Source organism: Cupriavidus sp. P-10, from assembly GCF_003402535.2.
Lineage (GTDB): Bacteria > Pseudomonadota > Gammaproteobacteria > Burkholderiales > Burkholderiaceae > Cupriavidus.
The window spans coordinates 1,405,824-1,417,032 of sequence record NZ_AP025171.1; the positions used below are offsets into that span (position 1 = coordinate 1,405,824).

The following is an 11,209-nucleotide window of genomic DNA, read 5'->3' on the forward strand; positions in this document are numbered from 1 at the left end:
AGGGTGCTCAGCAAAATCGCAATTCACCGATCCTGGCCGTCACGTCATCATGCAAAAGTAGCGATGCGGGCGGCGATGCCGCCCGTTTCTCATTCATCCAAGCAGGCGAGCCGAGCGCGTTCGCCGGGACATTCACTTCAGGCCGTACGCCGGCACCATTCCCATGAAGATCGTATTTCTGGACCGTTCCACCATCTCCCCGCAAACGACGCTCAAGACCCTGCCGTTTCCGCATGAGCTTTTCCTTCACAACGAAACGGCTGACTCAGAAGTCGCGGGTCGTATCGCTGACGCCGATGTGGTGATCACCAACAAGGTCAAACTCACCAGCCAGCAACTGGATCAGGCGAGCCGGCTCAAGCTCGTAGCCGTTGCGGCGACCGGTACTGACATCGTCGATCTGAAAGCCTGCTCGGCACGAGGAATCATCGTCTCAAATATTCGTAACTACGCGGTCCACACGGTACCGGAACACACGTTCGCACTGATATTTGCGCTGCGACGGAGCTTGGCGGGTTACCACGACGCCGTCCGCAAGGGGCGATGGCAAGAGGCCGGGACGTTCTGTTTCTTCGACTATCCCATCAAAGACCTGTATGGCTCGGTTCTGGGCATCATCGGCGATGGCGTGCTGGGGCAGTCGGTGGCGGCCATGGGCAGGGCACTGGGCATGCAGCCGCTCTTCGCCACCTACAAGGGTCGCACTGACATGGGCCCTCTCTACACACCGTTCGATGACGTCATGCGCCGCAGCGACATCATCACGCTGCACTGCCCGCTGACGCCTCAGACGCGCAACCTCATTGATGCGGCGGAGTTCGATCGGATGGAAAAGCGTCCTCTGCTCATCAACACGGCACGGGGCGGTTTGGTGAACGAATCCGCGCTGGTCAATGCCGTGCATGCCGGCAAAGTGAGTGGTGCAGGCTTTGACGTCGCCAGCCAGGAGCCGCCGGGAGAGGACCATCCTTTCCATCAGTTAAGAAACACGCCCAACTTTATTCTCACCCCTCACGTGGCCTGGGCCAGCGAGGAGGCGATGCAAGGCTTGGCCGATCAGCTCTTTGACAATATCGCCGCGTTCGTGCAGGGCACGCCGCGCAACGTCGTGGCTTGATCACTGGATTTGTGCGAGGGTATTAATGAGACGCTATCGCAAGGCGAAGATTGTCGCGACGCTGGGACCTGCGACCTCATCCGTAGAAGCTATCCGTTCGCTGTTTCTGGCCGGCGCGGATGTCTTTCGATTCAACTTCAGCCACGGGTCGCACGAGACCCATCAGCAAAACTACGCCTTTGTCCGCCAGATCGAGCGGGAAACGGGACGGCCAATCGCGGTGCTGGCCGAATTGCAAGGGCCGAAGCTGAGAATCGGGCTGATGGGCGAGGCGACCACCTTGGTCGAAGGCAGCGAATTTGTCCTCGACCGCTCACCGCAGCCGGGAGACGCCCGGCGCGTCGGGTTGCCACACCAGGAACTCTTCGACTGCGCCCGGCCCGGCAAGACCCTGTTGATTGACGACGGAAAGCTGCAGTTGCGCGTGCAGGCCGTCGCGCCGGACCGAATGGTCACCACGGTCGTCACGGGCGGTATCCTCTCTTCGCGCAAGGGCGTCAATGTTCCCGACGCGGTCATCCCGATCCCCGCGTTGACAGAGAAGGACATCGCCGACCTGGAATTTGCATTGACCATGGGGGTCGACTGGGTAGCGTTGAGCTTCGTACAGACCGCAGACGATGTGATTGCGGCAAAGACGCGCATCGCTGGCCGTGCGACAGTTGTCGCGAAGCTGGAAAAGCCGGCGGCCGTCGAGCACCTTGAACAGATTGCACGCCAAGCGGATGCCGTGATGGTGGCGCGTGGCGATTTGGGTGTCGAGCTGCCGCCCGAGCGTGTTCCTGCCGTGCAGAAACGAATCTCTCGCGTATGCCGTCAGTTGGGGCGCCCGGTGATCGTGGCGACGCAGATGCTTGAGTCGATGATCGCTGCGCCCGTGCCGACGCGAGCGGAAGCCTCGGACGTTGCCAGCGCCATCTACGACGGCGTCGACGCCGTGATGCTTTCGGCCGAGTCGGCGTCTGGCCGGTACCCCCGCGAAGCGGTCCAGATGATGGATCGGATTATTCGTGAAGTGGAAGCCGACCCGCTTTACCGCAACATGATCGATGCGCAGCAGGTGGCAGCGCTGTCCAACAGGCAGGATGCCGTGTGTGGCGCGCTGCGCGACATTACACGCATCGTGGGCGCAAATACCACGATTGCGTATACGTCCTCCGGCGCCACGACGTCGCGAGCAGCCCGCGTGCGGCCGCAAACGCCCATTGTGGGTATCACGCCTTCGCTGGAGGTGGCCCGGCGGATGTGTCTCACCTGGGGCGTGCATGCTGCTGTCGTACCCGACGTAAAGGACGTGGACGAGATGATAACTGTGGCCAGCAACGCAGCGCTCAATGAAGGCTTTGCCGAGGATGGCGAGGAGATTGTCATTGTCGCCGGCATGCCATTCGGGAGGCACGGATCGACCAACATGCTGCATGTCGCCCGCGTAGCACAGGCGCAGGATGTCGCGCTCTCCGGACTTCCTGCCTCCAAAAGCACTGATGAAAAGGTGACCGCATGAGCGAGGCAGTGTTCCGTGTCCTGGTAGCCCCCGATTCATTCAAGGGAAGCCTTGGCGCCTCGGCTGTCGCCGATCGCATTCGCGCAGGCATTATTCGGGCCGTTCCCGGGGCAGATGTCGTACTGGCCCCCATCGCCGATGGTGGTGAAGGAACCGCAGAGGTAATGGCGGCAACGTTGCCCGGCAAATGGGACGAGGTTCGGGTAGTCGAGGCCAACGGTATGGAAAAAGCGGTGCGCTATTACCGAGGGCGATGCAACGAGTTCGGGGAGATTGCCATCCTGGAAGTCGCCGAAGTCGTGGGTCTTCCGCAAGCAGTTGCGGAGCCGGGCAAGCGGACAACGCGGGGCATTGGCCAGGCCATCCGGCATCTTGCTTCGCAGGGCGTGAATACCATCGCCATCGGACTTGGCGGTTCTTCCACGAACGAGGCTGGCGCCGGTATGCTTTCCGAGCTTGGGTTCCGCTTTGTCGACGGGAATGGCAAAGTGCTGTGTCCGATCCTGGAAAACCTCCAGGCAATCCGCGAGATTGGATACGAACGGCCCGAATCGCTGGCTGGCGTCCGCATGATTGCGCTTTCCGACGTCAATAGTCCATTGTGCGGCCCCACTGGCGCGACCTACGTCTTCGGGCCGCAAAAGGGCGTCACGGCATTGGCTGCGGTCGATGCGACCCTCGCGGGCTTTGCCAAGCGATGCACCGCCGCGCTGGGCGTCGATTTCACCGAGGCCGAAGGCAGTGGCGCGGCTGGCGGAATCGGCTTCGCATTGCGTCTTCTCGGTGCCGAGGTGGTTTCGGGCGCCACGTTCGTTTTGCGGGCGGCAGGGCTCCACAAGGATCTGAACACATTCGATTGGATGATCACGGGGGAAGGGCGGTCCGATGTCCAGACGATGATGGGAAAGGGGCCTGCGACCATTGCCTACATGGCGAGGGAGGCGGGTGTTCCGGTCACGCTCCTGTCAGGTGGCATTGACCCCAGCCCGGCGCTGACCGAAGCTTTCGACGGATGCATCTCCATCCAGCAGGGTCCAGTGTCGTTGAACTTTGCCATGGAACACGCGGGGGCGTTGCTTGAAGAGGCGTCACACCAGCTCACGCGCTTGTTTGCCTCGGGGAGTCGGCGGAACTTGGCGGCCAGTAGCGCAAGAAGGTAGCGAGGTATGACGAGAAGAAAGGGCGAATTGGCACGCGGCCAGTGCCCTCTCTTCACGGCTTCCACCAAGTGTAGGATCGCGTTATGTCCTTATCCTGCGCTCGACGAGAATGCATGTTGTTCCGGCAGGCTGGCCGACGCTGGCATCGGATGAAGGTCGGAACGGCGACCGGCCTTGAGAATCTGGCTTGGCACATCGTGGCCAATCAGGCCGGGGAGCCTGGCCGATGCGACAAGGATGGCAGCCAGGTCGACGCCCGTGTCGTAGCCATCAAGTTTCAGCATGTGAACCAGGTCCTCGGTGCACACGTTGCCGGTGGCACCAGGCGCGTAGGGGCAGCCGCCCAGCCCGCCGAGCGAGGCATCGAACCGATCGACGCCGACCTCCAGGGCTGCCAGGGTATTGGCCAGGGCAAGGCCGCGCGTGTTGTGAAAGTGAAGGGCGAGTTCGAGAGCCGGGAACTGACGTCGGGCGGCCTCGCACAAAGCTCTCACCTGCGAGGGGTGAGCCATGCCCGTGGTATCGCAAAGGGTAACACCATGCACCCCCATGTCCGCGAACCGTTGCATCCATCCCAGCACCGCCGCAACGGCTACGTCGCCCTCCATGGGGCAGCCCATCGCGGTGGAAAGCGACACGTTGATAGTGGTGGGTGTGCTACGCACTATGTGGATGACGTCCGAGAGCTGAGCAAACGATTGCTCCCGCGACATACGCAGGTTCGTGCGGTTGTGGCTTTCGCTGACCGACATCACGAGGTTGACTTCGCTGACGTTGCACGACAGCGCGCGCTCGGCGCCGCGGACGTTGGGAACCAGCACCGTGTAGACGACACCGTCCTGACGGGTGATGCGATGCATCACGGCCTCTGCATCGCGCAGGGCGGGGATGGCCTTCGGAGACGTAAACGAGGTCACCTCCACCTTTGCATAGCCACACGCGCTCAGCGCGTTGATGAGGCTGATTTTGTCCTCTGTTTCAACGAACTTGACCTCGTTTTGGAATCCGTCGCGCGTCGCGACTTCTTGAATATGTACCTTCTTGTTTTTCATAATGTTCTCCTCATTGACTTGCCGGCCTGTCAGGTTGTATGAGCCGGTACACGCCACGATCCGGTACCAGTACGGCTGCCAGAAGGGATCGGCGATCCCCTCTCAGGACATCGCACATTCGTTCGGATCGAACTACTTTCACGCCTTTTCCCTCCGTCTCATTCCACTTGTGAGAGGACAATTTTTTTATGAATGGCGACGCAGGGGAATCCTTCATCCCTCAACGACCCTTTCCGGAATGGAAAGTTAAAGGGGTGACGGAAATCCATGCGTAGCGCACAAGGAGCTGGATTTTCAATGCTTAAGCCGACGCACTTTGACTTACCGTCACTGAGAATTTTCATGCTAGTGGCCGAGAATGGCAGTGTCACCCGAGCTTCCGAGAAAGCGCACATGACCATGTCGGCCGTCAGCAAGCGGATTGCGGATCTGGAGCGAACCGTCGACTGCCCCTTGTTTCAGCGCTTGCCTCGCGGCCTGGTGCTGACCGCGGCTGGGCACGAGTTGATGCGCCACGCTAAGACTGTCCTTGACACCGTCAACCGTATGTCCAGCGCAATGAGCGACTATGCAATCGGTGTCCGGGGTCATGTACGGGTATGGGCCAACACCTCCGCAATCATTCAATTCCTGCCACGCGAGCTTGCTGATTTCCTGAGCAAGGAGCCGCTGATTCGAGTCAGCCTTGAAGAGCGCCTAAGCCAGGAAGTCGTCGAGGCGGTCATCGCCGGTATTGCCGATGTGGGGGTCTTTGCCGACAACGTTAGTGCTTCGGCACTGCAGAAGTTCCGGTATCGTGAGGACTCGTTGGTCGTGCTGGTTCCCCCGGAACATCCGCTGGCAGGCGTCCCGGAAGTTCGATTTGCCGATACCCTGGCCTATGACTTTGTGGGGTTGAATCAGGGGAGTTCGCTCCTTAACCGCATGAGCGAAGCCGCCGCCGCGCTGGAATGCGTACTGAAGCTACGGATTCAGGTGACAAGCTTCGATGCCATTTGCCGAATGATCGAAGCAGGGCTGGGTATTGGTGTGCTGCCCGCCGGGGCGGTGCGGCAGGAAATTCTGATGGCTGGATTGAGGGCGGTCCGGCTATCCGATCCTTGGGCGAATCGGTCGCTGTGGTTAGGGGTCAGGGACGCAAAGGCATTGCAGCCGGAGGCCATAAAGCTGGTTGAGCACCTATGCGGCGTGAGTCTGGACGCCATTCGAACAGGCTGAGATATCCGTACCCTTTCTGTTCCGGAAAGGGGCCCTGAAAGTATTGCAACGCCTTCTGGCGCGAGTTGTCACATCATGCTGGCTACCACCGGCAGAAAGAGACAACATGGAACAAGCACTCAAGGGTATCCGCGTCATCGAACTGGGGCAACTGATCGCAGGCCCGTTCGCAGCCAAGATGCTGGCGGAGTTTGGCGCGGAAGTCATCAAGATTGAATCGCCCCGGCATGGCGATCCGTTGCGAAAATGGCGCCTGCTTCATCAGGACACATCAGTCTGGTGGGCGGCGCAGTCGCGCAACAAGAAATCGGTAACCTTGGACCTGCGTTCAGAAGAAGGGCAAGAGGTAATTCTGCGCCTCGTTGCGTCTGCTGACATTCTGATCGAGAACTTCCGCCCAGGCACCTTGGAAAAGTGGGGGCTGGGTTGGGATACCCTCAGGGCGATTAACCCGAAGCTGATCATGTTACGCGTCTCGGGATACGGGCAGACGGGGCCTTACCGCGATCGGCCAGGATTTGGCGTCATCGGTGAGGCGATGGGCGGCCTGCGGCATTTGAGCGGCGAGGCCGGCCGTACCCCTGTCAGGGTCGGCGTGTCCATCGGGGACTCCCTATCCGCACTTCATGGCGTCGTCGGCGTGCTTCTCGCGTTAGCGCATCGAGAGCGCAATGCCGGCGAGGGCCAGGTCATCGACGTGGCCCTTTATGAGTCCGTATTCAACATGATGGAAAGCCTGGTGCCGGAGTTTTCGGTCTTCGGCGCTATCCGCCAGGCCGCCGGTAGCAGTCTTCCCGGTATTGCACCGAGTAATGCCTATCAGTGCCGGGACGGGAAGTACGCATTGATTGCTGGAAACGGCGACAGCATCTTCAAACGACTGATGTCGGTGATCGGGCGGCAAGACCTTGCCGACAACCCGGCTCTCGCACAGAACGATGGGCGCGTGGCAAAGGTGGAGGAAATCGACGCCGCCATTCGGGAGTGGACTCAAGCGCGTGCATTGGACGACGTGCTAGCCAATCTCCACGAAGCGGGGATTCCGAGCGGAAAAATCTATGATGTGGCTGACATCGTCCACGACCCGCACTACCGCGCGCGCGAGATGTTGCTGGACGGGCGGTTGAGCGATGGCACCCCGGTGATGTTACCGGGGATCGTGCCGAAGCTGAGTGGTACGCCCGGTACCGTCCGCCGACCGGCTCCCACTTTGGGCCAGGATACCGATGAAGTCCTCGAGTCAATTGGCATTGACGCTGCCACGCGCAGCGACTGGCGACTACGGGGCGTGCTCTGACCGAGCGATAAGGCCCTATATTGTCGCTGAGGCGGGATCGTCTCGGCGAGTTGGGGTAACAGTCGGGTGTCGGTGCCCAGAAAAAGAGCAGAGAACATGCAAAAGGAAAAAACTGGATCGATGCAGCAAGGCATAAGGGACGTGCATGGGGACAGCGACCGCAGGACCACGCAGGGCTTCTTGGGCGCTCCTTGGTCCGCTTATGCCGTAAGGGGGCGCACCACTTAAAGGTGAGAGCGCCCAGCGCCCAGGCGCCGAGAACGACGGCGAGGGCGAGGGCGGTCTGCAACCTTGGCTTGCTGGATCAGGAGCAGGTGTAACTGCTCGCATGGAAAGGATCGCCATTCACGAAGGTGATCTTCTTCGGATAGGCGCACAGGGGCATGCTTTTGGCGGGGGATGATGCGCGAGCCATGAGACTGTCTGGCGAGACCCCATTTTCGACCCAGTCTTGAAGGGCAGCGAAGAGTTCCTCTCGTTTCGGAAAAGCCGGAATCGCATTCGGATTTGCGCTGCCGTTGTGATAACCATTGAATCCGTGTCCCATGCCAGGAACGAGGTAAAACTTATAGAAGCTCTGCGTGGCTGAGAGACCTCCCATTTTAGACGTGACCCGGTTGTAGTAGTCGACGGAGCCTTGGGGCGGGATCGCTTCATCATCCAGACCATGATAATGAATCATTTTTCCACCTCGAGCCTTGAACGCAGACAAATCTGGATTGTTCGCATCAATGTTGCTGAATGCCGCTTGCAACGATATACCGCGCTCAAAGGCGTGCGACAACTCCGCGTAGGAAAGCCTCTTCCAACGTGCGGCGCCATTTCCGGTAGCGTTTACGAAATTTGATTCCGCCATCGTCGGATCTTGGAGGTTTAGCGCGAGTACGTCGGAAGCGATAGTGAAGGGGCCACCTGGTGAGGCATTAACATTAGTGGTGGGAGAAAGGCTACGGATCCACGCGTCATACAGGGACGTTCCGCGCGACGTCCCATACCAGCGCCGGCTGCTGCTGAGTGCAGTATCCCAACCGTTATCGATTGCAGGATCGGGCACACTGCCATCCGCAGTCATGCCGTACCAGATTTTGTTAAGGGCAGACGCTTGTGCGAGATTGACACAGTTTGCGCTGCTACTTGTACCACGTACACCACCATTGCCATCGACACCAGGGCACAGCACCGTTGCATCCCTTGTCGGGTCGTAGCGACACTGCGAAGGGTCGATAAGGTATCCCATATGCTGCCCGCCCACCATATCGCATGAGCTGATTGCCGTGTTGGATACGAAGTCAAGCTGGGCGATCGTCGGGATCGGGATGCCGTTGTCGACCAGATCACGCTGATACACGATTTGCGGGTACATTTCGGCGGTGATAAAGCGCGTCCAGTTCATTGCAGGAAAGGCAACCATAATCCCATCGTAGTCAGCCGGATACGACTGTGCTGCCTGCATGGCTTGGCGACCACCCATTGATCCGCCATCAAAGTACGCGTGGGACGGTGCCGAGCCGTAATATGCTGTGGCCAAGGCTTTCGTTTTCACTGCCAGTTCATGGACGGTACGCAACGAGAAGTCGCGCCATCCAGCAGAGTTGATCGATCCGTCGGGGCTCATTGCGAACGATCCACCGTGCAGCCTGTCGGTGTGCCCCGTGTCGGAACTTGCACTCACGGAGCCTTCCGACGCAGCGATCTCGGCAGGGCTGCCGGATGCGTTGATAAGCGTCGCAAGCTGCGTAGTGGACGTTTCCACGCCGCCACCCCAGCCGCCGCTACCGAGCACGTGTATGCGTTTGTTCCATCTTGTCTTCGCAGGAAGCCATATCTCCATCCCGATTCCAGACGTTGTTGAGGGGGCATCAGCCGGCCCTGCATTGCCAGGGCCGACACTGAGCTTGACCATACATAGATCGCTGCCGGCAACTGGTGTCGCATCTGTTGCGGCACCGGTCAGCAAAAGCGGATCCCCCTTTTGGAACGCTTTCACGAGCAAAACAGTAGTGTCGGCATCTGGTTTGAATTCGGTCTTGAGGGAGTCGTCGCAACCCAGAGAGGCCGGCGTACCTGAAGTGGGCGCGGGCGGGTCGTCACTGCCGCCGCAGCCGCCAAGGGTCAACAAGCAGATCAGTGTCGCGAGCGCGGATGTTGCCCGTGTCGGTATTGGGCGCGGATGGGGAAATTCCATAAGTGTCTCCAATATATTGTGGTCGGTTACTTCGCTTCGCCCGAAAAGTCGATTACATCAACTTGGTTAACGAAAAGTGACTGATGAGTATCTTTAAGCGGTGCACTATAATGCATCGCCCCTAATGATAGGTTGCGCACTATCCTGCAGTAGTCCAGAATATTGCTGTTCTTGCTCTGTAAACTTGCTGTCCTGCAGCCGCGAGCGCCGGACGTGTGTGCGACCCCTCATCTCTTTTCCAAAGATGTCGATCCAGCGGCCCACTAAGGCAGCAGCACCCATCCAGTTACTGGCTGGACGCGTATCGGTGCGGCTTGATGAATTGAGAATTGGTGGGGAGAGAGTGGGCCAACAGCCCTTGCGGCCGTGGCTTGGATTTCCTGTCGAGTTTCACAAAGGCCGTGCCGAAAACCGAGACGTAGGCGCGCTGCTCTATCCCAACGCATTGATCTGGCAGCAGAGAGTCGGGCGGACCCGAGCCCAGATGACTTCGGGCTGCCAGGAATTTGAGGCTGTCACGCACGGCGGCGATTCGCTCTTGATTCAGGAAAACTTCGAATTTGATCGTGGCCATCTCCAGACATCAGACACATACGGAATCGCAGTGGAGATCAGTCGGGAGAAATTGACACACCTGTTCCCAGATGAGAGTGGGACGATGAACTTGTCTGGATTCAAAATCGTGCAGGACAGGACGTTAGACAATCTCTTTTCGTTGATGGAGAAGGAGATTGCTGACGGATGCCCTTGCGGTGGCCTTTACGCGGAAAGCCTGTCCGTCGCATTGGTAAGCTATCTGACCCACGTATATGCCTGCCCAAAAACTCCCCGAAAGATTGGAAATCGTCTCTCAGGGCGAAACATTGAAACAATAAAGGCTCATGTCCGGGAAAATCTTGGGAACTCGGATGAACTTCGATTAGCAAAGCTGGCCAGCCTCGTCCATACGAGCCCATATCATTTCGCGCGCCTATTTAAAGCAGCCCTCGGCATCACGCCGCACCGCTACGTCATGGATCTACGTATCAAAGAAGCGCAACGGCTATTACGGGCGGGTCTTACTATCGCCGAGATAGCGGTTCGAACGGGGTTCGCCTCTTCGACACACATGTCAGATGTGTTTCGACGCCGTATGGGCGTCTCGCCGAGCCAATACCGCGATTAGACTCGTTCGAGGGCGCGTCCGAACAAACTGAAAGAGGTATTGACTTTGTACTTCCGGCGGGGCTGTCGTGGGCCCTGGTTCCGGGGGGCTAGCACATTGCCGGTGAAATGCTACGCAAGTGGACCGACGTTCCGATGATGCAAGCATTCTATGGCCTTATACGAAAAATGCTCGATCGACTGGCCAGCGCTCACAGCTCGCTATAGCCAGTCCGGTAGATCACCGTGGCCGTCCCACGCGTGGCCATCGGCATCCCGGAAGCAAATCGGACGGGCTGCGGCATTGACAAGGGACGCTCCTTCAGAAAAAAACAGCCGGCGTTCTGCAGGTCAGCCAGATGCAGGCGGTAGTGGGCCATCTGCGTCTTGATCCAGAGGATCGTCTCTGCACGCTCGCGCAACAGTTGGGTGTCGGAATTCTGGAGAAGAGCAGGGGGCATGCAGGCGAAATGGGGTCCCCGCCTCGTCTCTCTGGGCGGACAACTGCTTCTGGTCCCGCAACCGCTGCGGCA

The 11,209-nt window shown here is 59.1% G+C and carries 9 protein-coding genes; 6 read left to right on the forward strand and 3 right to left on the reverse strand.

Annotated features, from left to right (window positions below):
• The first annotated feature begins 163 nt into the window (after positions 1-163).
• From CTP10_RS23455 to CTP10_RS23465, 3 genes are read left to right on the forward strand one after another with little or no spacing between them, the layout of a single operon-like run.
• Positions 164-1,117 carry a D-2-hydroxyacid dehydrogenase gene (locus CTP10_RS23455; RefSeq protein WP_116321656.1) on the forward strand — a complete coding sequence of 318 codons (954 nt, stop codon included), beginning with the start codon at positions 164-166 and terminating at the stop codon, positions 1,115-1,117.
• A gap of 25 nt (positions 1,118-1,142) precedes the next feature.
• A complete protein-coding gene (pyk, locus tag CTP10_RS23460; RefSeq protein ID WP_116321657.1) occupies positions 1,143-2,621 on the forward strand; it encodes a pyruvate kinase in 1,479 nt (492 codons plus the stop codon).
• Positions 2,618-3,781, forward strand: a complete 1,164-nt coding sequence (locus tag CTP10_RS23465) for a glycerate kinase (protein WP_116321658.1) — start codon at positions 2,618-2,620, stop codon at positions 3,779-3,781. Before pyk ends, CTP10_RS23465 begins: the two co-directional genes overlap by 4 nt.
• Before the next feature lie 89 nt (positions 3,782-3,870).
• Here CTP10_RS23465 and CTP10_RS23470 read toward each other — a convergent pair whose 3' ends face one another.
• Complete coding sequence (locus tag CTP10_RS23470) at positions 3,871-4,833, reverse strand: hydroxymethylglutaryl-CoA lyase (RefSeq protein ID WP_116321659.1); 963 nt, start codon at positions 4,831-4,833, stop codon at positions 3,871-3,873.
• Between the two features lie 297 nt (positions 4,834-5,130).
• Here CTP10_RS23470 and CTP10_RS23475 point away from each other — a divergent pair, with 297 nt between their 5' ends.
• A complete protein-coding gene (locus tag CTP10_RS23475; RefSeq protein ID WP_116321660.1) occupies positions 5,131-6,051 on the forward strand; it encodes a LysR substrate-binding domain-containing protein in 921 nt (306 codons plus the stop codon).
• A gap of 106 nt (positions 6,052-6,157) precedes the next feature.
• Positions 6,158-7,348, forward strand: coding sequence for a CaiB/BaiF CoA transferase family protein (locus CTP10_RS23480; RefSeq protein ID WP_116321661.1), 1,191 nt, complete (start codon positions 6,158-6,160; stop codon positions 7,346-7,348).
• 304 nt (positions 7,349-7,652) lie between these two features.
• Here the strand turns inward: CTP10_RS23480 and CTP10_RS23485 are convergent, their stop codons facing one another.
• Complete coding sequence (locus CTP10_RS23485; protein ID WP_116321662.1) at positions 7,653-9,533, reverse strand: tannase/feruloyl esterase family alpha/beta hydrolase; 1,881 nt, start codon at positions 9,531-9,533, stop codon at positions 7,653-7,655.
• 244 nt (positions 9,534-9,777) lie between these two features.
• Here CTP10_RS23485 and CTP10_RS23490 point away from each other — a divergent pair, with 244 nt between their 5' ends.
• Positions 9,778-10,698: a helix-turn-helix domain-containing protein gene (locus CTP10_RS23490; RefSeq protein ID WP_158577696.1), complete on the forward strand. Its 921-nt coding sequence runs from the start codon at positions 9,778-9,780 to the stop codon at positions 10,696-10,698.
• A gap of 190 nt (positions 10,699-10,888) precedes the next feature.
• On the opposite strand, the gene CTP10_RS23495 is transcribed toward CTP10_RS23490, so the two are convergent.
• A complete protein-coding gene (locus CTP10_RS23495; RefSeq protein ID WP_233528252.1) occupies positions 10,889-11,137 on the reverse strand; it encodes a hypothetical protein in 249 nt (82 codons plus the stop codon).
• Positions 11,138-11,209: the final 72 nt, after the last annotated feature.

What these genes read in the sequence shown, in the direction of transcription:
- CTP10_RS23485 (WP_116321662.1), bottom strand. Translation starts at nt 9,533, where the DNA reads ATGGAATTTCCCCATCCGCGCCCAATACCGACACGGGCAACATCCGCG.
- CTP10_RS23490 (WP_158577696.1), top strand. Translation starts at nt 9,778, where the DNA reads ATGTCGATCCAGCGGCCCACTAAGGCAGCAGCACCCATCCAGTTACTG.
- CTP10_RS23480 (WP_116321661.1), top strand. Translation starts at nt 6,158, where the DNA reads ATGGAACAAGCACTCAAGGGTATCCGCGTCATCGAACTGGGGCAACTG.
- CTP10_RS23465 (WP_116321658.1), top strand. Translation starts at nt 2,618, where the DNA reads ATGAGCGAGGCAGTGTTCCGTGTCCTGGTAGCCCCCGATTCATTCAAG.
- CTP10_RS23455 (WP_116321656.1), top strand. Translation starts at nt 164, where the DNA reads ATGAAGATCGTATTTCTGGACCGTTCCACCATCTCCCCGCAAACGACG.
- CTP10_RS23495 (WP_233528252.1), bottom strand. Translation starts at nt 11,137, where the DNA reads ATGCCCCCTGCTCTTCTCCAGAATTCCGACACCCAACTGTTGCGCGAG.
- pyk (WP_116321657.1), top strand. Translation starts at nt 1,143, where the DNA reads ATGAGACGCTATCGCAAGGCGAAGATTGTCGCGACGCTGGGACCTGCG.
- CTP10_RS23470 (WP_116321659.1), bottom strand. Translation starts at nt 4,833, where the DNA reads ATGAAAAACAAGAAGGTACATATTCAAGAAGTCGCGACGCGCGACGGA.
- CTP10_RS23475 (WP_116321660.1), top strand. Translation starts at nt 5,131, where the DNA reads ATGCTTAAGCCGACGCACTTTGACTTACCGTCACTGAGAATTTTCATG.